This is a genomic window from Cohaesibacter sp. ES.047 (assembly GCF_900215505.1).
Lineage (GTDB): Bacteria > Pseudomonadota > Alphaproteobacteria > Rhizobiales > Cohaesibacteraceae > Cohaesibacter.
In genome coordinates this window covers 4,935,080-4,955,588 of record NZ_LT907844.1, presented here as the reverse complement: position 1 = coordinate 4,955,588, position 20,509 = coordinate 4,935,080, and the positions used below count along the sequence as shown (strand labels likewise).

The following is a 20,509-nucleotide window of genomic DNA, read 5'->3' as shown; positions in this document are numbered from 1 at the left end:
AGATTGAGAAGAGCAAGACAGATGGCAAAGATTACCTATGTGGCGCATGATGGAGCCAAGTATGAAGTGGATGCCCCCGCAGGCATGTCCGTGATGGAAGCTGCCGTGAAGAATGGCGTTCCGGGCATTGAGGCTGAATGCGGCGGTGCCTGTTCCTGCGCCACTTGCCATGTCTATGTGGATGAGGCCTGGACCGAGAAGACGGGCGACCCGCAGGCCATGGAAGAAGATATGCTGGATTTTGCGCAGGATGCCAACGAGACCAGCCGTCTGTCCTGCCAGATCGTCATGCGCGAGGATCTGGACGGTCTGGTTGTCAAAATTCCAGAATTTCAGGCCTGATTGTTGTTTCTGAAGACAGCCCCGGACGATCCGGGGCTTGTCGAAGTGGCATTTCGTGCCTATTTCTTTTAAATTCGAAAGTTTGAATTTAAGGGGGCGGAATGACGGAAAGCTGTGCGACCTGCAGGCCAGAGCGAAGCAAAGCCCGCCTGATGCCATTTGGCGTTCATGTGGTGTGCGGCCTTCCTGTGGTGACGCGTCAGCGGCAGAAGATCGTACCAATGGCCTTTGGGGATGTGGTCGAGATCGGCTTCGGCTCGGGCCTCAATCTTCCTCACTATGACAGCAGCAACGTGCGCCATGTGATCGGCGTCAATCCCGATGACGGCTTGCCTCAGCTTGGTCGGCGCGCGATAGATCGGCATGAGGTGTCAGCCGAGTTGCTGGTCGAGAGCGCCGAGGCGATGTCCCTGCCATCTCAAAACGCGGACTCGGTGGTCGTCACTTATTCCCTTTGTTCCATTCCCGATGTCGAGGCGGCTCTCGGTGAGGCGCGCCGGATTCTCAAGCCGCATGGGCGTTTGTTCTTTTGCGAGCATGGGCGTTCTCCATCCGCCCACGTGGCAAAATGGCAGGATCGGCTGACGCCGCCATGGCGTGCGGTTGCTGCGGGATGCCATCTCAACCGGGACACGGGCGCCTTGCTGCGTGATGCGGGATTTGCGCTCGAGCAGCATGACGTGTTCGATCTGGGTCTGGGCACACGCATTCTGGGCACGCACCATATGGGCGTTGCCACGGTGCGCTGACTATTCTGCGGCCTGTGGTGCGCCTGTGTGACGACCGACCCATTCGTTGCCTTCCACGGGATCACGCGGCACCAGTCGGGCGAGCACCAGAGACCCAAAGGCCATGGCTGCTCCGATATAGAAAACAGCCGAAGGATTGACCAGCCAGATCAGCCCGAACAGGGCCGGAATGACCACGGCTGCAATGTGGTTGATGGTGAAGGCCACACCTGCAGTCGGTGCGATGTCTGTCGGATCGGCGATTTTCTGGAAGTAGGTCTTCATGGCAATCGCCATGGCAAAGAAGGCATGGTCGATGACGTAGAGGCCCGCTGCGATCCAAGGGTTTGTGACCAGCGCGTAGCTGACAAAGACAATGATCAGCCCGATATATTCGATGGTCAACATCCGCCGTTCGCCAAACTTACCGATGAACTTGCCGATGTAGGGTGCGCAGACCAGGTTGAACAGGCAATTGATGATGAAGAGCGCGGAAATCTCGTCTACTTCATAGCCGAAGCGCTGGACCATCATGAAGCCGGCAAACACGGTGAAGATCTGTCGGCGGGCACCACCCATGAAAGTGAGCGCATAATAGAGCCAATAGCGCGAGCGCAGCACCAGCTTCTTGCGCTGAGGGTGGGGGGCCGTAAAGTGCGGGAAGGTGAAGGCCAGAAAGGTCACCATGGTGATCGTCATGGCCCCGGCGATGCCAAACACCAGCGCGAAGGACAGGTTGAAGCTTTTCCATGTGACGAAAATGACGCTATAGGCGACGAGCTGGGCCATCGCGGCGACCGACAGGATGCGGCCCATCTGGGCTGGCGCTGTTTCCTTCGGCAACCATTGCAGAGACAGGGACTGATTGGTCGTCTCATAATAATGAAAGCCAATCGACATGATGATCGTCGTGAAATAGAGCCCATAGACCGACGGCAACAGCCCGGTGATACCGACGCCGACACCAAGGAACAGAAGCGCCAGCAGCGCCAATGTCTGCTCGCGCATGATCAGCAGAACGAAAACGGCAGTGAAGGCCAGAAAGCCCGGAATCTCGCGGATCGATTGCTGGATACCGATCTCCCGACCCGTATAGCCAACTTCGTTGACGGCGAAGTTGTTGAGCAGGTTCCACCAACTGGCAAAGCCGAGCTGGTTGGCCGCAGCCATGAGCATCAGCAGGACAAATGGGGTGCGCCAGCTGCTGGCGCCTGTCGAACGGGCTAACATGTGCGGAGATCCATGCAATCGAAATCGGAAAGTATGACGCTATCCATAGCCGATGGGTGGTTTGGAAACAATCCCGCTTTGCAGATATGCCTCAAGGCTGCGGTCATGACCGGATGGGCATTGATACCGATTAGCGCATCAGGGCTCTCATGGCTCCGTCGATGCCCTCCAGCGTGAGCGGGAACATTTTACCTTCCATCAGATCGTTGATCATAGTGGTGGAATGGGAGAACCGCCAGTGAGACTGCGGTGTTGGGTTGAGCCAGACAATATGGTCGTAGGTGTCGCGCACGCGGTTTAGCCAAACGTGGCCGGGTTCCTCGTTCCAGTGCTCAACCGACCCTCCCGGGTGGGAAATCTCATAAGGTGACATGGAGGCGTCGCCAACAAAAACGACCTTGTAGTCCGGACCGAAACGGTTGAGCAGATCCTGCGTTGACAGGCGTTCGGAGAAGCGGCGGCTGTTGGTCTTCCAAGCATATTCATACAGGCAATTGTGGAAGTAGAAATGCTCCAGATGCTTGAACTCGGTCCGCACGGCAGAGAAAAGCTCTTCGCAAATGCGGATATGATCATCCATGGAGCCGCCGATGTCGAAGAACAGAAGCAGCTTGACTGCATTGTGTCGTTCCGGGCGCATCTTGATGTCGAGATAGCCTTTGTGAGCCGTGTTGCGAATGGTGCCGGACAGGTCAAGCTCATCAGCGCTGCCCGTGCGAGCGAACTGGCGCAGGCGGCGAAGGGCGATCTTGATGTTGCGGGTGCCCAGTTCCCTGTCTCCGTCCAGATCACGAAAATTGCGTTTGTCCCAGACCTTGACGGCGCGTCTGTGGCGGCTCTCGTGCTGGCCGATACGGACGCCCTCGGGATTGTAGCCATAAGCCCCGAACGGAGAGGTGCCAGCGGTGCCGATCCATTTGTTGCCGCCCTGATGGCGGTCTTTCTGTTCCTCAAGGCGCTGTTTGAGTGTTTCCATCAGGGCCTCGAAGCCGCCAAGGCTCTCGATTTGCTTTTTCTCGTCTTCGGTGAGGAATTTCTCCGCCAGCTTTTTCAACCACTCCTCGGGAATGGGGGCTTCCTCAACGGCATCAGCGAGGCTGTCGAGACCTTTGAAGACCGTGCCGAAGACCTGATCGAATTTGTCGAGGTTGCTCTCGTCCTTCACCAGCGCTGCGCGGGACAGGTAGTAGAAGTCTTCCACCCGCTTGTCGGAAAGGTCAGCGTCGAGGGCTTCCATGAGCATGAGATATTCGCGCAAGGAAACCGGCACGCGTGCGGCGCGCAACTCGGCAAAGAAGTGAATGAACATGACGGTCGCCCCTTGCTTGATGGTTCTCTGTATCAATAAAGGATAGGCGAGGGAGTGGGGTCAAGTCGTCCATGGGAAGGGGCGGTCCGGTCACCGGCCGGATTGCCTGCGCTGTGTTTGCACCTCGTGGGGTGTTGTCCCTAGTCCTTTTCAGGCTGGTCGGTTTTGCCTTCCATCTCATCGGTTTGAGCGCGGAGCGTTCGGATCACCGCACCGAGCCGGGGCTGGGCCTCGGTGGTGAAGGGCATCGGGCGGCAAAGCGCGATGGTGGCAAGGCCGATGCGGGCGGTCAGGATGCCATTGAGCACGCCCTCTCCGAGTTTGGCCGAGAGGCGGGCCGCAAGGCCGTGCCCGATGATTTGCTGGAACAGGGTTTCGCCTGCCGCCATGCCGCCGGTAACGGCAAGGTGCCCAGCGATATGGCCGGTCAGTCGCAGCATGGAGACAAAGCCGGGGCGGTTGCCGTAGGCTTCGGCAATGGCCCTGATCATGCGTACGGTCTCGATTAGAACGACAACAATGTCGAACAGGGCGCGGGGGCTCAGAGCCGTGACGACCGCGACGCGCTTTGCCGCCTGATGCACGCGGTGGGTTGCCAACTGGTCAATGGGCGGCATCAAGGTTTGCTCTGTCTGGGCCAGAATATCCTCTGGATCGAACAGGTGCGGCAGGTCCTGTTTGAGGGCCTGACGAGCGCGGAAGAGGGAGGGCTGTTCCGCATAGAGATCGAGCAGATCACGCGCCACACGGGTGGCTTCCTTGCGGTCGCCTTTCTCATAAAGAGATGCAACCTTGTCGCGAAGGTGGTCAAGGCGAGATAGCCGTCTGAGGGCCAGGAGCTCGCGCCCGATGAAGACGAAAAGCGCCATGATCGCGATGGCGACGAGGCCCAGTCCGACCCAGCCCAGATAGTCCCAACGGGCAAAAAGGGATCGCACGAGATTGTCGAGCCAGAGCCCCAATGCCAACATGAAGACGCCGCTGAGGGCGCTCCAGAACAGGGCGCCGACAGTCCAGCCTCTTTTCTTCACGGGGTGGTAGATGGGTTCGGCGGGCTCGTTGATCTGATCGAAATAGTCGCCACCCTCATCGCCGTAGTCGGTACTGATCGAGAGGGTCGCACCGGTCGCCGGTGTTGGCTGGGCAACATCGTCACCATAGGCACCGCGGTCAAGGCGTACCGCTCTGGGGGAGCGGTTGCGCGGATTGCTGGAGGCTTCCTGCTTGGGTCGGTCTTTGGTCATTTCAGGATGTCTCCGAGCAGATATTGAAGGGCGCGGTCAAGGCGGATTTGCGGCAGCGACAGGGCCGTGCCATCGGCGCTGCGCTCAAGTTCGGGCGGGCGGAACCGCACGAAGCACAAGGGGTCCTCAAAATGGACGGGCGCTTGAGATGCTGATTCAGCTTCGGGGCTTTGTTCTTCACCTTCTGATTCAATGTCGGGGCTAGAAAGTGATTCAACTGGTTTGAAAACTGATTCAGCTATCTTGGGTAAGTCACCGGGAAATAATGCGAATTCGGACACGCCGTCAAATTCATCTTCACCCAGAGATTCACCTGCCATAGGGATGCCGACGAGGGATGGCAATTCCTCACCTTCCACATTAAGTGTGGCTTCCCGTGTTGCCCTGATCGCCGCGATGGCCATGGTCTCATAGTCGGCACCGGAGCTTTCGAGCCTTTGCGCCGCACGTTCAACGAGACGCGCCAGAATGGCTTCGAGCCGGTCGTGGGAGGTGTGGTGCAGGTGGTCCGCCTTGGTAGCGGCGAAGAGGATTTTGTCGATGCGCCGCGAGATCAGATTGCGCAGCCAGAAACGGGATCCGGGACGGAAGGCGCGAAGGATCTCGGTGATGGTTTCCTCCAGCTCGGCCAGTGTCTCGGGGCCTTCATTGAGCGCGGCCAGTAGATCAATCAGAACAATCTGCCGATCCAGCCGGGCGAAGTGATCGCGATAGAATGGCAGCACGATGGAGTGCTTGTAGGCCTCGAATAGACGCTCCATACGGGCCCATAGGCTCGTGCGGTCCTTGCTGTAAAAACGGTCGGGAAGGGGGGCAAAGGAGAGGGCGGGGCTGTCTTCCAGATCGCCGGGCATGAGGAAGCGTCCGGGGGTGAGAAGCGCATAGGCACCGCGTGCCTTTTTGGCCTTTGTCAAATACCCGGTAAAGTTGCTAGCTGTTTTTCGGGCGATGGGCTCGATGGTTGGCTCGTCGCCCTCTTGAGGATTATCGAGGAGCGTTTCGAGGCTGTCGGTGAACGCCAGCCATGCCTCCGCATAGGGGCGATAGAGGGGGCGGTTTGCCTGCTCGAAACTGCGGCGTGACCAGCTGCGATAGTCCTGTTCCATCATGGTCAGGTCGAGCAGCCATTCGCCGGGATAGTCGACGATATCAATCGCCAGTCGATCCGAGCGGAAGGTCCGCTTGAGGCTGTCCCGGGACTGGTAACGCATCGACAGGCGGACCTGACTGGTGCGGCTGGTGGAGGACGGCCAGACGCGCTCATTGGTCAGGTCGGCAACGTGATCCTCATAGCGGAAGCGCGGGATCATGGTGTCTGGCTGCGGTGCGATTTCCGAGTTGCCGATGCGGCCTGTCGCATGGGCGTCGAAGCGGGGCAGACGTCCACCATGAATGATGTTGTGAAGGCTGGACGAGATGAAAATGGTCTTGCCGGACCGGGCCAGCCCCGTCACGCCAAGGCGCACCGATGGTTCGGTCATGTCGCTTGCGAAGTCGCCAAGATTGGCTGCAGCGATTCTTACCTCTTCGAAAATGTTCATTCCTTGCCGCTTTCTGCTTCACCCGGCCCGTTTGCGATTGGACGCATGGCCTGCCTAAGCATGTAGGCAGGTCCGGACGAGAATTCAAACAGCAATTGAGCTGGAGCGGGGGAGGTTCAGCGCCGAAAGAAGGTCGGGGCCGGGTTTTCGACGATGAGATCCTCAAGATCGGTGGGGATGTCGCGCGGCCGGATGAAGTCGACCAGTTGACCGCTGCCCGGTTCTATATCGTCCCATTGCTGACAGGGGAAATCGATCACGGCAAGCGCCGCGGTGGGGTATTTTTTCTCCATTGAGGCGATCATCTTTTTGTCGCCCGAACCGATGAGCCGCAACGCGGTCTCCTGCAGGCCGGTGTTGTGGCCCACCAATAGCAGCTGTCTGGCATTCTTGGCATTTGACTTGATCTGGGCGAGATAGTCAGGGGCGTTGGCCTCATAGAGCGCATCCATGAGATGAAGGCTCACCTCGCCCGTAAGGGCGGGAATGAAGCCGGCCAAGGTCTCCTTGGTGCGTTGGGCCGACGAGCACAGGATCCGGTCGGGATGATATCCCCGCTCGCGCATCACTGAGGCCACTTTCGGTGCGTCGCTGAGGCCGCGCTTGTTCAAAGGGCGGTCAAAGTCGTGCAGCGATGGATCCGACCAGGAGGATTTGGCGTGGCGCAGCAAGAATAGTCTGAGCATGGTGTATCTCCTTGATTTCCGATCCCCGGCAATGGGTATCACAGCCGTCTTCAGGCACCGGGCTGTGAAAACCGTGCGAATTGCTTCTGGGCGGGCTGGATCGACGCGGCCCTCAAGCATAACGTGAATGGTGTGCTTGCTGACCATTCGCTTCAGCCGGATTCTGCAAGTGGGGCCATTCTAGCGCGACAGGCTACAATAACATGACAGTTCGTGACTATATCGACAGCTATTACAAGGATTCAAAGGTAGAATCCGATTCCTTTCCACCCGTAGCGGATCATGTGGAGTGCGAGGTGGCGATAATCGGCGGGGGACTTGCTGGTCTGACCGCTGCGCGCGAGCTGCTGAAACTGGGCAAGCATGTCGTCCTGATCGAGGAAAACCGCGTCGGCTGGGGCGCATCGGGCCGCAATGGCGGATTTGTCTCGGACGGCTACGCGGAAGGGCTGGGCAAGTTGGAAGACTGGCTGGGTCTGGAACAAGCAAAGGCGCTTTTCTCCCTTTCGCGGCAAGGCACAGACTATGTGCGCCATACGATTGATGAGCTAAAGGCACCCGGGGTTTCTGTCGAGGATGGCTGGTTGCGTGTTTTGCGCCATGACGATGCGGCGGGCCTTGAGGCGCGCGTGACTGAAACCAACGAGCGCTTTGGCACCAGTTACAGCTATTGGCCAACCGAGAGGGTGCGCGAGGTCCTCTCTAGCGGGCGCTATTTCCAAGGGATGGACGATCCAAGGGCCTTTCATATCCAGCCGCTCAATTATGCGTTGGCGCTCGCTCGGGACATCAAACGCCTCGGCGGGGCAATCTGCGAGCATTCCAAGGCCCGATGTCTGATAAAGGAAGCCGGTTCATGGCGGATCGAAACGGACGATGGCGGGTCCGTCAGGGCCGGTGCTGTGCTGCTTTGTGGCAGCGCTTACATGAAGGATCTTTATCCCCGACTGGAGCGGGCGGTTCTGCCGGTCGCGACCTATGTCATCACCTCCGAGCCCATGGGGGAGCGGTTGTCTGACGCCATTCGCTATCGCGGCTGCATCGGGGATACGCGAAGGGCGGGAGACTATTACCGGCTGGTCGATGGCGGCGAACGCCTGTTGTGGGGTGGCCGCATGACGACCCGCCGCTCCGAGCCTGCCAAACTGGCGCAAATGCTCAAAAGGGACATTGTGAGCATCTATCCGCAGTTGGGGGACTTCGAGGTGACCCACGCGTGGGCGGGCCTGATGGGCTATTGCTTGCACAAGATGCCGATCCTCAAAGAACTGGAGCCGGGGATCTGGGCAGCGACCGCGACCGGTGGGCATGGACTCAATGCGACCGCGAGCATCGGCATGGCCGCCGCGCAAGGCATTGCCGGGGTGTCCGATCACTACAAGCTGTTCGCACCGTTCAAGGCGCGCTGGGGTGGCGGCCCGGTCGGGCGCGTCGGCACGCAGATGGTCTATTGGGGCCTTCAGGCGATGGATTGGTGGGAAGAGCGGCGCTCTCACCACCCGTGAGCTTTGAGGGGCGTGCGTCAGCGCTGGCCGCGTGCCATGAAGGCAAGGCGCTGGAACAGGTGGACATCCTGCTCGTTCTTTAGAAGTGCGCCATGTAGTGGCGGAATCACCTTGGTGGGATCGGCCTCGCGCAGGGTTTCAAGATCGATATCTTCATTGAGCAACAGCTTGATCCAGTCGAGAAGTTCCGAGGTTGAGGGTTTCTTCTTAAGGCCTGCCACCTCGCGTACGGCGAAAAAGATGCCAAGGGCCTGATTGAGCAGTCGCTGCTTGATGCCCGGATAATGCACCTCGACGATGGCGCGCATCGTCTCTTCATCGGGAAACTGGATGTAATGGAAGAAGCAGCGGCGCAAAAAGGCGTCGGGCAGCTCCTTTTCATTGTTGGAGGTGATCAGGATGATCGGTCGCTGCCGCGCCTTGACCATCTCGCCGGTTTCATAGACGTGGAATTCCATGCGGTCGAGTTCCTGCAGCAAGTCGTTGGGAAACTCGATGTCGGCTTTGTCGATCTCGTCGATCAGCAGGACGGGGCGCGTCTCGGAGGCAAAGGCTTCCCAGATTTTGCCGCGACGAATATAGTTGGCTATGTCCCTGACGCGCTCGTCCCCCAGTTGGCTGTCTCTGAGGCGGGACACGGCATCATATTCGTAAAGCCCTTGTTGGGCCTTGGTGGTCGACTTGATGCTCCATTCGATCAGAGGCGCGCCGAGGGCGGTTGCTATCTCCTTGGCCAGCACGGTCTTGCCCGTTCCCGGCTCTCCTTTGACGAGCAGAGGACGTTCCAGAGTCACCGCAGCGTTGACCGCAATGCGCAGGTCTTCGGTCGCTACATAATCGGATGTGCCTTCAAATCGCATCTGGTTCCTCTTTCCCGCTTTGTTTCGTTGCCATCTTAAGGGCGATCGCTCGTACCGACTATATTGAGGCGATCTCCTGTTGCAATGCAAACTTGGTTGAAGGCAAGCCCGGGACTGTTTGCCAATGCTCCGCATTTTTGTGGAGGGGCGGAAATACATGGACATACAAAACAGGGAAATTTTTTCCGATTGTTTCTGGAATGTGGCCATTCTTTCCTGCTTAACAAAGAGTAAATATTTTTAAGTAATTGAAATTTATAGATAAATTTTAGCAGGCAAAATGGCCCGCTTTTTGCTCTTAGACCTGTAATTAGATTTGTATCCGGTCAAAGGGGTGTAACATGAGTCTCTATTCGGCGCTTACAACGTCAGTTTCCGGCCTGAGTGCGCAGTCATCTGCAATGCAGAATATCTCGGGCAACATTGCCAACACGTCCACGGTGGGCTTCAAGAGGGTCGATACCGCCTTCGTCGATCTGGTCAGCAACTATACGTCCAACAAGAACTCCCAGACTTCCGGTTCGGTTCTGACCAACTCGCGGCAGACCAACACGGTGGCTGGTCCTGTCGGGTCTTCCGATACCTCAACGCACATGTCGATTTCGGGCGATGGCTATTTCGTCGTCTACGAGAAGATCGGCGAAGTTGACGGGCAGCCGGTGTTTGACGGAACCCCGCTTTACACCCGTCGCGGTGACTTCACGCAGGATGAAGACGGGTATTTCGTCAACGAGGCCGGGTATTATCTCGCGGTGATCGAACTTGATGATGCGACCGGAAACCCGGTAAGCTCGGTGCCCAAGCCGACAACCTTCAAAGAAGGCTTCATGGCTGCCGAGGCGACAACGACCATCACCTACGAAGGCAACCTGCCTGCAGTGCCTTCGACCACAGATACTGCTGGTTCCTTGGTCACTCCGGGTACAGGTTACACGGTCGATCCGACCGTTTCCGGCACCGGGGTTGTTCAGGCGCAGGATGAGACACAGTTCCTGTCCCAGACGATTTCGGGTGGTGCCATCACGACCTATGTGGCCAACGGCGAGAATGCCAGTGTGCAGCTTCGTTGGGGTAAGGTCTCTGATGCGCCGGACACCTGGAACCTGTTCTACAAATCTGATTCCACCGCGACCGGCACTGCGACCAAATGGACCAACGTGGGGACCGACTATGTGTTCGATTCCTCCGGTGGGATGACTGCGCCGACGTCTTCGGTGACTGTGACCGGCATGACGGTGGATGGTATCGCGCTTGGCAACATCACGCTTGATCATGGTGGTGACGGCATCACGGCCTACGCCACCCAGACCGGTGTAGCCAACATGAACCTGTCACAGGATGGGGCTGCAGCCGGTGAGCAGAACAGCATTTCCATCGATAATTCGGGCGCGATTGTCGCGAACTATTCCAATGGCAAGTCAAGCTCGATGGCCGAGATCATTGTTGCGTCTTTCGATGGTGACAACTATCTGGCGCGCGAAAGTGGCGGTGCCTTCCGGGCGACCGAGGATTCCGGTGAGGCCATTCTTGGGGCAACCGGTTCCATTCGCGGTTCCTCGCTGGAAGCGGCCAACGTGGATATAGCCGAAGAATTCTCGAAAATGATCATATCGCAGCAGGCCTATTCGGCCAACACGCGTGTGCTGACGACCGCACGGGACATGTTGTCCGAGGTCATGCAGGTGATCCGTTAGGATCGCTGAACAATTCTCCTTCCCGCCTCCTTGGTCTTTGGTGGCGGGTGGGGTGATCCGAAGGGGATCTCATGGCGCTTAAAACTGCATTGTCGATTGCGCAATCGGGTTTGCGAACCACAAACCGCGAGCTTGAGATTGTTGCGTCCAACGTCACCAATGCCAATACGGTGGGCTATACACGCAAGGTGGTCAACCGTGAGGAGATTGTCCTCAACGGTGACGTCACGAGTGTGCTCAACACCGATGTGCGCCGGTCTTTGGATTTGGTGGCGCAAAAGCAGTATTGGACGGAAACTGCAGCGACAAACTATACTGGGACGATCAACAATTTCCTGCAGCAGGTCGATGCGGTGTTTGGAACGCCGGGCGATGGCAATGCACTCGATTCTCTGGTGAATGATTTTGCCGGATCGTTGCAGGCCTTGCAGACCACGCCTGATGATGCCTCCTCGCGGCTTGAAGTCCTCAACAGCGCCAACGTTCTCACCCAGCGCATGAATGAAGCATCGCAGACCCTGCAGGAGCTCCGGCAAAATGCGGAGATGGGGATCAGTGATGCCATCGATCAGCTCAACAGCTACCTCACGGATATCCAGACGCTGGACAAACAGATCCAGACCTTCACGCAGGAGGGCGATAATCCGGCAGGCCTGATGGATCAGCGCGACCAGTTGATCACCCGGATGGCGGAGCTGGTTCCCGTTCGGGTCCAGCACGGCAAGGACAATTCGGTCAGTATCTCGCTTGGCAATGGCCTGACAGTTTATGATCAGGCGGCTGCGGAGTTTGAGTTCACCGCCAACGGCGCGGTTGCACCGCAGACCGAATGGGACAGCGATCCGGCTATTAGTGAGTTGGGTTCGATCTATCTCAAGAGCAACACCGGTGCGCTTTATGACGTGACCAAGTCGAGTGATTTCACCAGTGGCGAAATCGGCGCTTTGCTCGAACTGCGCGATGATCTGCTGGTCGAAGCGCAAAACCAGCTCGACAATCTCGCCGACGGAATGGCGGATGCCTTCAGCAAATATGATGTTGAGGGGACGGCGGCAACATCCGGGTTGCAAGCCGGGTTTGACGTCGACCTCGGAGCCATGCAGTCGGGCGACGAGATTACGCTATCCTATGAGGATGTCGGGACGGGTCAAACGCATGTTGTGACATTCGTGCGGGTGGATTCCGCAACCTCCTTGCCCCTTGGCGATGATGTCACGGCGCGCAACGACGATACGGTTTACGGGATTGATTTCTCGGGCGGTATGGCGAGCGTTGCTGCGCAGATCCAGACCGCGCTGGGCGGTGCCTTCACCGCCAGTAACCCGTCGGGCAATAGTCTTCAAATCCTTGATGATGGCGCCGCCAATACGGTCAATGTTCTGGCTCTGGATGCAAGCGTTACGGCAACGGGCTTGCAGGACCGGGCCGATGCGCTACCGTTCTTTGTTGATGGTGGAGAAGGGCCGGGGCTTTATACTGGCAGTGTTGATGGACAGCGGCAGCAGACCGGCTTTGCCGGACGCATCTCTGTGAACCCTGACCTGATTATCGATCAATCGCTGCTCGTCAAATATGGCAGCGGCATCGGGGAGGCAGATCAGACCCGCCCCGAAGCGCTCTACAACGCCATGACCGACGAGGCGATGACGTTTGGATATCAGACGGGTGGCGCGCCGATTACGATGACCGTGGATGAATATGCACGGCAATTCATAACCTATCAGGCAGAACAGGCAAGCGCTGCCCAGACCCGCCATTCCGGTCAGGAAATCGTGATGAACAATGTTCAAGCACGTTTCGAGGACGGGGCCAAGGTGGATGTCGATACCGAGCTTGCCAATTTGCTCGAATTGCAAACGGCCTATTCGGCCAATGCTCGCGTCATGACGGCCGTCAAGGAAATGATGGACGCCTTGCTGCGGATTTAAGCTGGAGAACGTAACACATGATCAACGCACTTAATGGATATTCGTCAACGATCCTGATGAATGTGTTGTCCAGCAACAGAGACAACCTCGAGGATCTATCGATCCAGCTGGCGACCGGCAAGCGATCGCAGAATTACAGTGGCCTTGGCTCCGTGGTCAGCCAGTCGCTGGATCTCCGTGCCCAGATCAGCTCGATCTCGGGTTATCGTTCGTCTATCGAGCAGGCCCAGTTGCAGATTTCCGTGATGAATGTCGCGATGGAGCGCTTCGTGGAAATCGGCTCCGATGTCAGTGGTTCGGCTACTGCCACGGAATTCAGCATGACGTCCGAGAACCGGTCTGTCGGACAGGCAATCTCGGAGACCTATGCGCGCGAGATGCTCGGGCTGCTCGATTCGGAAGTTGCGGGCAACTTCGTCTTTTCCGGCACCACGTCAGAGACCCAGCCCACGGTGAATTTTGATGAAATTCTCTACGGGATCTCAGGCCAAGAAGGCTTGGTTGCCGTTACCGACGAGCGCATTCTTGCCGATGCTGGCGCGGACGGACGGGGGCGACTTGCCCTCTCGACTGTCGGCTCGACGGTGACGCTTTCGGAAGAAGCGACGGATTTTGGCTATAAGATCGATGCGGTGACAAGCACATTAAGCAATGCGACGGTCACGGGACCGGCGGGCGTTCCGCCAAGTGTTGACGTGGCCCTGACCGGGGCGCCGTCGCAAGGCGAGGTTCTCAGCTTTACCCTCTCCTTGCCGGATGGGTCCTCGGAAGTCATGCGGCTGACGGGGGTCAATGGCACTGGCGATCCCAATGAGGGCACCTTCTCGATCAATGGCACGCCGAGCTCGATTGCGACCGAAATCGAAACCCTGCTGGCGCACAAGATCGAAGAAAGTGTTCAGGTCGAGGGCGAGGCCGCGTCGCGCATTCAGGCGTCTCTCGATTTCTTCCTCACATCAGGCAATGGAGAACCCAAGCGGGTTGTAGGCCCTGATCCGGCAACGGCAACAACGCTGGATACGGCCACAGCCGCTGGTAAGCCGACGGTCAACTGGTATGTTGGCGACAACAACGCCAATGACTCGCGCGACACCGCGAAGGTGCTTATCGATAACAACCTTCAGGTCTCTTATGGCGCTCGCGCCAATGAGGACAGCCTGGCGCGTCAACTGGCCTATATTTCGGCCTTTTCAATACCGACTTATGATCAAGACAGTCCTCTGGACAAAAACCGCTATACTGTCTTTGCAGATTCTATCTCGACCAAGCTTTCGAGTGTTCAGCAGGATGATGTGGTCAAGACGATCCAGACGGAGATTGCCGTTGCGCACAAGATGATGTCTGACGCCGATGCGCGGCACATCACGAAAAACAGCGTGCTGCAGACGGCATCTGACGGCATCGTCGGGGTCAATGATGATGAGGTGGCGGCCAAGATCATGACGCTGAAAAACACCATCGAGGCGTCCTATCAGGCGGCCTCCATGATGTATCAGCTCACGTTGACGAACTTCATCTGATGGCGGGGTATGTAAAGTCTGCTGTGCGAATTGGGTGTTTCCGGATCCGGTGGGCAGGGTCCGGGACGTGTCACCAAACCAAGGCCCCACTGTGTTCTGGCGTGGCCGTTCAAGACAATCCACCCAGACTTATGAAAGCTGTTTCGTGATGAGAGCTCAAATTGCCAAAAAGTGGGTTGAGACGCCGGACAATGACTTCGGGGCATTGATTGAACGCCGCGTGTCCGAGCATCAGGCGGTCATCGAAAATATTGCGAGCGCGCATCGTGAGACGATCGTGCGCATGGCCAAGGTTCTCACCCATTGTCTGAAAAACGGCCATTGCATCTTCTGGTTCGGCAATGGGGGCAGTGCTTCGGACAGCCAGCATCTGGCGGCGGAATTCGTCGGACGGTTTGTCTCGGATCGGCGTGCCTTGCGCTCGGTGGCTTTGACCACCGACACCTCTATCCTGACGAGCGTGGGCAATGACTTCGGCTTCGATCAGATCTTTTCGCGTCAGATTGAGGCTCTTGGCAGGCCGGGTGATGTTGCCGTCGGGCTGTCGACGTCGGGCAATAGCGACAATGTAATCAATGGCATCTGTGCGGCCCGTGAGGCCGGGCTGCGCACTATGACGCTTCTGGGCAAGTGTGGCGGGCAGATGCGTGATCAGGCCGATATCTCGCTCATCATCGACGACCCCGTGACGGCGCGGATTCAGGAGGCGCATATTTTTGTGGGCCATCTGTTGTGCGAACTGGTGGAAACGGATCTTGACCTTGTCGAGTGAACCCATGCCCTCCCTTAAAGCGGTCCACACCATCGTTTTCGATTTCGATGGGGTGTTCACGGACAACAAGGTTTCTGTCGATCAGGAGGGGCGGGAGACGGTTCGCTGCGACCGGGGTGACGGGCTGGCGTTCGATCTCGTCCGGGCCTTCATCGCGGCCGGATGGTTGAACGCGGAGCTTTTCGTTTTGTCCAAGGAGAGCAATCCGGTGGTGCAAGCCCGGTGCCGGAAGCTGAAAATCGAATGCAAACAATCGATCGGCGATAAGCTTTCATTTCTTGAAGGCTATTTTGCCGATCGGATGCCGGATGCGACGTCCCCCTTTGAGGGGCTTGTGTATCTGGGGAACGATCTAAATGACCTCCCGGTCATGCGACGGGCAGGCTGCGCCATAGCGCCCAGCGATGCCCATCCGCGCGTCATCAGGGTGGCGCATCATGTCTTGCCGCAACAGGGTGGCAATGGGTTTGTTCGAGCCACCATCGAGCGCCTGCTCGGGATCGATAACCTGTCAGAGGAGAAATTGGATGAGCTTGTATCTCATTGCTGAAATCGGCATCAATCACAACGGCGATATGGATATTGCGAAACAGCTCATTGACGCTGCCGCTGCGGCGGGGTTCGATGCGGTCAAGTTTCAAAAGCGCACGGTGGAGGATGTCTACACCAAGGACTATCTGGATAGCCCACGCGAAAGCCCCTGGGGCACGACCCAGCGCGAGCAGAAAATGGGGCTGGAGTTCACCGCCGAGGACTATGCGGAAATCGATGCCTATTGCAAGGCAAAGGGGATCGTCTGGAGTGCGTCGGCATGGGATGTGAAGGCACAGCAGTTTCTGCGGCAGTTCGATCTCCCCTTCAACAAGGTCGCCTCGGCCATGCTCGGCCACAAGCCGCTGCTGAAGGCAATCGCGTCGGAAAAACGCAAGACCTTTATTTCGACGGGCATGGCGACGCTCGAGGAGATCGACGAAGTGGTTGGGATGTTCAAGGCTGCCGATTGTCCGTTAGAGCTGATGCATTGCAACAGCACCTATCCAATGAAAGAAGAGGCCGCAAACCTGCGCTGCATTCCGATGCTACGCGAACGTTATAGCTGTCCGGTTGGTTATTCCGGCCATGAAACTTCGCTGGTCAAGGTCTGTGTTGCTGCAGTCGTTCTGGGGGCCACCTCGCTTGAGCGCCACATCACGCTTGATCGTGCCATGTATGGGTCGGATCAGGCTGCGTCCATCGAGGCGCGCGCCCTTGTCAGTTTCGTCAACAGTGTCCGGGCTGTGCAATCCATGTTGGGGTCCGGTGAAAAGCACGTTTCCGAAGCGGAGATGGCCATTCGTGACAAGCTGCGTGTTGATGTAGCGGACTGAGCCTTGTTGTTCAGAGCCTTGTTGTTCAGAGCCATGATTCTCAAAGCACCGAGCGGATGCGTTCGAAGTTCCGCTCGGTTTCCTGCCAGCACGCTGTTTGTGCGGATGCCAATTTGGCCCGGATATCCTCCGGGTCTTTCTGTAATCCTGATAGAAACGCAAGGATACGGTCACCCAAGGCAGGGTCGGTAATCTCTGCGCCCCATTCGGGATGGCCGATATCCTGAAGAAAATAGGCCATCTTGTCATGGCTGATGATGGAAAAGATCGGTCGCCTGAGACCAAAGGGGATCAACTGGGCATGGCCGCGCATGCCGATGGCGGCATCGACGGACGCATAGAAGGCCATGATGCCTCCAGGTGAGAGATTGGTGATGTCCGTGCGCTGGAAATCAACGCCGGCCCGCTTGAGATGGGGTTCGAACTGCTGATCAAGATCCTTGTGGCAGACATTCAAGATGGCCCAACCCTGATCTTGTGCCTTTTTCATGGCCTCGGCCAGCCGGTCCAGCTCCAAGTCCTGATCTGCACCGAACCTGAGATGGGGGCGATCAAACGCGGCGTTGACGGCAAGGCGCCGCTGGCCGCTGCTGTCATAGCCCTCTGCCATGGCGCGGTGTCGGGGATAAAGTTGCCAGATGAGGGTTGTGGGGCAAAATTGCCGCCGCACCTCCCGGTTCGGGCATGGGTCAAGATAGCGCTCGATGGCCCGCATCGATCCCGTGTTTCGAAGGCTGAAGAAGGGGGCCTTCTCATAGACGGCGTTGATATGGGACGTGAAAACCGGCGGGAAATCCTCTTGACCGCGAAAGCGATTGTAGCCGGTGGCGTAAAGGATGATCGGAACGGAGATGGCCTTAACGGCAGCTATGGTGCTGTTCCACTGCCAGCCGCTGTTCTGAATGTCAGCACCGGCCTGATCGCGCAGGAAGACACCGCCGCCGCCAATCACGATGCCGTCGAAATCTGCATTGATTTTTTGCGCGGTTTCTTCATCGAAGATCTGCCATTGCTGGTGGAGCAGCCACTCGATGGGCCCCAGAGCCTGTTCGAAGGCACGTCGCGTTACCTCATAGAGCAGGGTATCGCCTGCGTTCTTGTTGGCCGCGTCATGAACGCCGATATGGACCAGTCTGCTTGTCATGTCATGCCTTCTGGTTGTTTGGATCAGGCTTCGAATTTGCCCCAGACGTCCAAGTGCTTTTGCAAGAAACGCGCATAGGATAGATCGTCTTTGCTATTGATGTCGATCGAGTTGATAGCATGCATCTCGTAGCCGACAGCTCCGGGCATATGGAACGAACCCGCTTGGAGCAGAGCGTCGGTGCGTGCGATATAGATCGAGCCATTCACCGCATAGAGACGCTTCAATCCCTGCCTCTGGGCGTTGACATTCTCGCTGCTGTCGACCGGCACGATTGCTCCATCCTCCAGATATCGAAGGTTGGTCATGTATTTGCCGGTGTCAAAGGTGCTGATAACGGCGGGGGCCTGCGTCTGTTTGAAAAGAGCCACGGCCTCGCGAAGGTTGTCCGGGGTGCGGAAGGGGCTCGTGGGCAGCAGCATCATGACGTTGTCTGGTCTCGTGCCTTCTTCCCTTTCGAGCCAATTGGCAAGATCCATGACGACGTGGACAGAATGGACATGGTCCTGAGAAAGATCAGTCGGGCGCATATAAGGCACTTCGGCTCCGGCAGAACGGGCGCTGTCTGCAATCGCCTCGCTCTCGGTGGAGACGATGATGCGGTCGATCACGCCTGACTGCTTGGCGGCCTTGATGGTCCAGTGCAACAGCGGTTTGCCGCCCAGATCAACCAGATTCTTGTTCTCGATGCCCTTGGAGTTGCCGCGGGCAGGGATGATGCAGACGATTTTGTCGGAGGTGTTGGTCATTGCGAAGGTGTTCACATCGCTGAAGTGGTGGCCTTGTCCGGCCCGGAAGACATGAATGCCAGCAGGTCAGGCTATTTCGACTCGGTTGCTTTTTCCATGTTCGCGAGAACACCGAGAATTTGGTCGAAATGCTTGCTCTTGTCGATGACTTCTGCATGAACCAACTTGAACTGATGCCGTTTGAACATGTTGTCCAGCTCAGACGCATTCCAGTGCGTGAGCCAGCGGAACTTTGTTCTTTGCTGGATCATCTGTTCCGAAGTGTCGTTGCTCATGCAATAGGAAAAGATGACCTTTTTGGCCTGTTGGCGCAGTTTATCGAGAATGAAATCGATGTTCGGTGTGTATTCCCAAACGCCAAGCACGAGCACCGCATCAAATTGTCCTTCGGGGAATTCACCATTGTTGAGGTCGCAGACAATCGTGTCGGGCGTGCGCTGGGAGATATCGCAAGGGGTGTAACTGCAGGCGGGTTCCAGAAAGGGCCGGGACAACTGATAGCCGCAGCCCAGATCAAGGACGCGCTCGCCGGGACGAACGAACATGCAGGCGCGTTTGGCCCTTGGGAGCCAACGATCTTTCTGGAGGAGGGTTTCGTCCTGCCAGTTTTCGCGATTGTCTTCTAAGGAAATAAGGGCCATGTCTCTCGCGCTCTTTGTTTGATTCTACTTTATAATACTATTATTTTTCTTCATTTTATAGCTTTCAGTGTCTTCTTTTTTGCTGTTTTAAGTGCTGATTATATCAAGCACGGAAAGTGATGGATTTTTGAATTTCGTTTTATTGACTTTTTGAGTTATTTCAGGATTTTTAACCAAAATATTCTTCGGAATATCAAAAAGGCTCAGCAACGTGAAAGTTCTGAGCCTTGTACTCGGATAGAATGAACAGCTGGAGCATGCCTTGCTCTCGCGCTTTAGCGGGTGAGGCCGTTGGGCCGGATCAACCTGCAGATCAGGTCTTGCCGCGCAGGCCTTCGGCGATACTGCGGTTTATGTTGATCAGGGCGTCAACGCCGGTGCTGCGTGGCTCGCCTATGATGCGCAGGGTCTGATTGAAGGTGAAAATACCGAGATTTACGATATTCTGACGAATCTCAGCTGGCATTTCGTGGTTGTCATCCATGAGTTCACCTACAATGAACGTCCAGACGTTGCGATTGAAGGACAGGGCATGATCCCAGTCTTCGCGTGTCGACGTCTCTGCCTTTGCGCGCTGTAAAAATGCGGCCGCCTTAAGAAACATTGCAGCCTCTTTTTCTCTCGGGCTGCCTCCAATGTTACCAGCTTGCTGGTAAGCCTTAGCCGCGGACTGGTTGTACATTCCGGAGTAACTCCTCTTCGTACTGGATGAGAGCTTTTGCTTCCTTCAAGGCAGAGTAGAGCGAATTCGTTAAGATTTTGCTATTTATGCTGTCTACAATCCTTAACGAACTTGGTGCTGCTTGAATAAAGTCGTTAACAAGTTCGAAGTAGGCATCCTTGTGCTTGGCCAGATCTTGATCAAGATACATCAATTGTATGCACAGATAGATCCGTTTTGCCGGACTATTGGCTGACTGGCTGGTGAGAATGTCTTTCTCGCGCAAAATCGGAGAGCTTCCATCCACATAAAATTTAGTTCTAGTATCGCCGTTGGTAATCACGCTGCTACCAATGATGATACGTTCGCCCGGTTTCAGTTCTATTTTAAGTGGCATTTTTGTACACCAGTATTGAGAGTGGATCTGTTTTGATCTTGCTTGTCTAATACAGCCGTTTGATTGCCCAGTCAAAGAAATGCAGAAAAAACTGTCAAGTTCAAGTCGATTGGAAGACGCCGGTTGCAAAGCGCGTTCCGACATCTGTCCGGATAGTTCGGCACCAATCTATAAGACTTGATATAACGCTT

At 56.7% G+C, this 20,509-nt stretch carries 20 protein-coding genes; 9 read left to right on the top strand and 11 right to left on the bottom strand.

Annotated features, from left to right (window positions below; genetic code table 11):
- The first annotated feature begins 21 nt into the window (after positions 1-21).
- Together CPH65_RS23010 and CPH65_RS23005 are read left to right on the top strand one after the other, a co-directional pair.
- The gene (locus CPH65_RS23010) at positions 22-342 is read left to right on the top strand and encodes a 2Fe-2S iron-sulfur cluster-binding protein (protein ID WP_096176028.1); all 321 of its coding nucleotides are present in this window, start codon (positions 22-24) and stop codon (positions 340-342) included.
- Between the two features lie 101 nt (positions 343-443).
- A complete protein-coding gene (locus CPH65_RS23005) occupies positions 444-1,091 on the top strand; it encodes a class I SAM-dependent methyltransferase (protein ID WP_096176027.1) in 648 nt (215 codons plus the stop codon).
- Here CPH65_RS23005 and CPH65_RS23000 read toward each other — a convergent pair whose 3' ends face one another.
- The 5 genes from CPH65_RS23000 to CPH65_RS22980 form a co-directional block, all read right to left on the bottom strand.
- Positions 1,092-2,300 carry an MFS transporter gene (locus tag CPH65_RS23000; RefSeq protein WP_197703910.1) on the bottom strand — a complete coding sequence of 403 codons (1,209 nt, stop codon included), beginning with the start codon at positions 2,298-2,300 and terminating at the stop codon, positions 1,092-1,094.
- Positions 2,301-2,430: 130 nt separating this feature from the next.
- Positions 2,431-3,609: a VWA domain-containing protein gene (locus tag CPH65_RS22995; RefSeq protein ID WP_096176026.1), complete on the bottom strand. Its 1,179-nt coding sequence runs from the start codon at positions 3,607-3,609 to the stop codon at positions 2,431-2,433.
- A gap of 140 nt (positions 3,610-3,749) precedes the next feature.
- Positions 3,750-4,853 (bottom strand): YcjF family protein, encoded by a 1,104-nt coding sequence (locus tag CPH65_RS22990; RefSeq protein ID WP_096176025.1) that lies wholly within the window; start codon positions 4,851-4,853, stop codon positions 3,750-3,752.
- Complete coding sequence (locus CPH65_RS22985) at positions 4,850-6,394, bottom strand: YcjX family protein (RefSeq protein WP_096176024.1); 1,545 nt, start codon at positions 6,392-6,394, stop codon at positions 4,850-4,852. Before CPH65_RS22985 ends, CPH65_RS22990 begins: the two co-directional genes overlap by 4 nt.
- Before the next feature lie 116 nt (positions 6,395-6,510).
- On the bottom strand, positions 6,511-7,080 hold the full coding sequence (locus tag CPH65_RS22980; protein WP_157747867.1) for a histidine phosphatase family protein: 570 nt from the start codon (positions 7,078-7,080) through the stop codon (positions 6,511-6,513).
- 203 nt (positions 7,081-7,283) lie between these two features.
- On the opposite strand from CPH65_RS22980, the gene CPH65_RS22975 reads away from it, so the two are divergent.
- Positions 7,284-8,585 (top strand): FAD-binding oxidoreductase, encoded by a 1,302-nt coding sequence (locus CPH65_RS22975; RefSeq protein WP_096176022.1) that lies wholly within the window; start codon positions 7,284-7,286, stop codon positions 8,583-8,585.
- A gap of 17 nt (positions 8,586-8,602) precedes the next feature.
- On the opposite strand, the gene CPH65_RS22970 is transcribed toward CPH65_RS22975, so the two are convergent.
- Positions 8,603-9,445 carry a MoxR family ATPase gene (locus CPH65_RS22970; RefSeq protein WP_096176021.1) on the bottom strand — a complete coding sequence of 281 codons (843 nt, stop codon included), beginning with the start codon at positions 9,443-9,445 and terminating at the stop codon, positions 8,603-8,605.
- Positions 9,446-9,786: 341 nt separating this feature from the next.
- On the opposite strand from CPH65_RS22970, the gene CPH65_RS22965 reads away from it, so the two are divergent.
- From CPH65_RS22965 to CPH65_RS22940, 6 genes are all read left to right on the top strand, one after another.
- Entirely contained in the window at positions 9,787-11,139 is a 1,353-nt protein-coding gene (locus tag CPH65_RS22965; RefSeq protein ID WP_096176020.1) for a flagellar hook protein FlgE, read from the top strand.
- A gap of 71 nt (positions 11,140-11,210) precedes the next feature.
- Complete coding sequence (gene flgK, locus CPH65_RS22960) at positions 11,211-13,067, top strand: flagellar hook-associated protein FlgK (RefSeq protein WP_096176019.1); 1,857 nt, start codon at positions 11,211-11,213, stop codon at positions 13,065-13,067.
- Between the two features lie 17 nt (positions 13,068-13,084).
- Positions 13,085-14,587, top strand: coding sequence for a flagellin (locus tag CPH65_RS22955; protein WP_096176018.1), 1,503 nt, complete (start codon positions 13,085-13,087; stop codon positions 14,585-14,587).
- A 148-nt stretch (positions 14,588-14,735) separates the two neighbouring features.
- Positions 14,736-15,359, top strand: a complete 624-nt coding sequence (locus tag CPH65_RS22950; protein WP_096176017.1) for an SIS domain-containing protein — start codon at positions 14,736-14,738, stop codon at positions 15,357-15,359.
- A 4-nt stretch (positions 15,360-15,363) separates the two neighbouring features.
- Positions 15,364-15,909 (top strand): HAD family hydrolase, encoded by a 546-nt coding sequence (locus CPH65_RS22945; protein WP_096176016.1) that lies wholly within the window; start codon positions 15,364-15,366, stop codon positions 15,907-15,909.
- A complete protein-coding gene (locus CPH65_RS22940) occupies positions 15,887-16,726 on the top strand; it encodes an N-acetylneuraminate synthase family protein (protein ID WP_096176015.1) in 840 nt (279 codons plus the stop codon). The genes CPH65_RS22945 and CPH65_RS22940 overlap by 23 nt, the downstream gene beginning before the upstream one ends.
- Before the next feature lie 40 nt (positions 16,727-16,766).
- Here the strand turns inward: CPH65_RS22940 and CPH65_RS22935 are convergent, their stop codons facing one another.
- From CPH65_RS22935 to flbT, 5 genes are all read right to left on the bottom strand, one after another.
- Positions 16,767-17,870 carry a polysaccharide pyruvyl transferase family protein gene (locus CPH65_RS22935; RefSeq protein ID WP_096176014.1) on the bottom strand — a complete coding sequence of 368 codons (1,104 nt, stop codon included), beginning with the start codon at positions 17,868-17,870 and terminating at the stop codon, positions 16,767-16,769.
- A gap of 23 nt (positions 17,871-17,893) precedes the next feature.
- Complete coding sequence (locus tag CPH65_RS22930; protein WP_096176013.1) at positions 17,894-18,619, bottom strand: cytidylyltransferase domain-containing protein; 726 nt, start codon at positions 18,617-18,619, stop codon at positions 17,894-17,896.
- 71 nt (positions 18,620-18,690) lie between these two features.
- Positions 18,691-19,260, bottom strand: a complete 570-nt coding sequence (locus CPH65_RS22925; RefSeq protein ID WP_096176012.1) for a bifunctional 2-polyprenyl-6-hydroxyphenol methylase/3-demethylubiquinol 3-O-methyltransferase UbiG — start codon at positions 19,258-19,260, stop codon at positions 18,691-18,693.
- Positions 19,261-19,573: 313 nt separating this feature from the next.
- Positions 19,574-19,942: a flagellar biosynthesis regulator FlaF gene (gene flaF / locus CPH65_RS22920; RefSeq protein WP_096176011.1), complete on the bottom strand. Its 369-nt coding sequence runs from the start codon at positions 19,940-19,942 to the stop codon at positions 19,574-19,576.
- Positions 19,920-20,318 (bottom strand): flagellar biosynthesis repressor FlbT, encoded by a 399-nt coding sequence (gene flbT / locus CPH65_RS22915; RefSeq protein WP_096176010.1) that lies wholly within the window; start codon positions 20,316-20,318, stop codon positions 19,920-19,922. The genes flaF and flbT overlap by 23 nt, the downstream gene beginning before the upstream one ends.
- Between the last annotated feature and the right edge of the window lie 191 nt (positions 20,319-20,509).

What these genes read in the sequence shown, in the direction of transcription:
- CPH65_RS23010 (WP_096176028.1), top strand. Translation starts at nt 22, where the DNA reads ATGGCAAAGATTACCTATGTGGCGCATGATGGAGCCAAGTATGAAGTG.
- CPH65_RS23005 (WP_096176027.1), top strand. Translation starts at nt 444, where the DNA reads ATGACGGAAAGCTGTGCGACCTGCAGGCCAGAGCGAAGCAAAGCCCGC.
- CPH65_RS23000 (WP_197703910.1), bottom strand. Translation starts at nt 2,300, where the DNA reads ATGTTAGCCCGTTCGACAGGCGCCAGCAGCTGGCGCACCCCATTTGTC.
- CPH65_RS22995 (WP_096176026.1), bottom strand. Translation starts at nt 3,609, where the DNA reads ATGTTCATTCACTTCTTTGCCGAGTTGCGCGCCGCACGCGTGCCGGTT.
- CPH65_RS22990 (WP_096176025.1), bottom strand. Translation starts at nt 4,853, where the DNA reads ATGACCAAAGACCGACCCAAGCAGGAAGCCTCCAGCAATCCGCGCAAC.
- CPH65_RS22985 (WP_096176024.1), bottom strand. Translation starts at nt 6,394, where the DNA reads ATGAACATTTTCGAAGAGGTAAGAATCGCTGCAGCCAATCTTGGCGAC.
- CPH65_RS22980 (WP_157747867.1), bottom strand. Translation starts at nt 7,080, where the DNA reads ATGCTCAGACTATTCTTGCTGCGCCACGCCAAATCCTCCTGGTCGGAT.
- CPH65_RS22975 (WP_096176022.1), top strand. Translation starts at nt 7,284, where the DNA reads ATGACAGTTCGTGACTATATCGACAGCTATTACAAGGATTCAAAGGTA.
- CPH65_RS22970 (WP_096176021.1), bottom strand. Translation starts at nt 9,445, where the DNA reads ATGCGATTTGAAGGCACATCCGATTATGTAGCGACCGAAGACCTGCGC.
- CPH65_RS22965 (WP_096176020.1), top strand. Translation starts at nt 9,787, where the DNA reads ATGAGTCTCTATTCGGCGCTTACAACGTCAGTTTCCGGCCTGAGTGCG.
- flgK (WP_096176019.1), top strand. Translation starts at nt 11,211, where the DNA reads ATGGCGCTTAAAACTGCATTGTCGATTGCGCAATCGGGTTTGCGAACC.
- CPH65_RS22955 (WP_096176018.1), top strand. Translation starts at nt 13,085, where the DNA reads ATGATCAACGCACTTAATGGATATTCGTCAACGATCCTGATGAATGTG.
- CPH65_RS22950 (WP_096176017.1), top strand. Translation starts at nt 14,736, where the DNA reads ATGAGAGCTCAAATTGCCAAAAAGTGGGTTGAGACGCCGGACAATGAC.
- CPH65_RS22945 (WP_096176016.1), top strand. Translation starts at nt 15,364, where the DNA reads ATGCCCTCCCTTAAAGCGGTCCACACCATCGTTTTCGATTTCGATGGG.
- CPH65_RS22940 (WP_096176015.1), top strand. Translation starts at nt 15,887, where the DNA reads ATGAGCTTGTATCTCATTGCTGAAATCGGCATCAATCACAACGGCGAT.
- CPH65_RS22935 (WP_096176014.1), bottom strand. Translation starts at nt 17,870, where the DNA reads ATGACAAGCAGACTGGTCCATATCGGCGTTCATGACGCGGCCAACAAG.
- CPH65_RS22930 (WP_096176013.1), bottom strand. Translation starts at nt 18,619, where the DNA reads ATGACCAACACCTCCGACAAAATCGTCTGCATCATCCCTGCCCGCGGC.
- CPH65_RS22925 (WP_096176012.1), bottom strand. Translation starts at nt 19,260, where the DNA reads ATGGCCCTTATTTCCTTAGAAGACAATCGCGAAAACTGGCAGGACGAA.
- flaF (WP_096176011.1), bottom strand. Translation starts at nt 19,942, where the DNA reads ATGTACAACCAGTCCGCGGCTAAGGCTTACCAGCAAGCTGGTAACATT.
- flbT (WP_096176010.1), bottom strand. Translation starts at nt 20,318, where the DNA reads ATGCCACTTAAAATAGAACTGAAACCGGGCGAACGTATCATCATTGGT.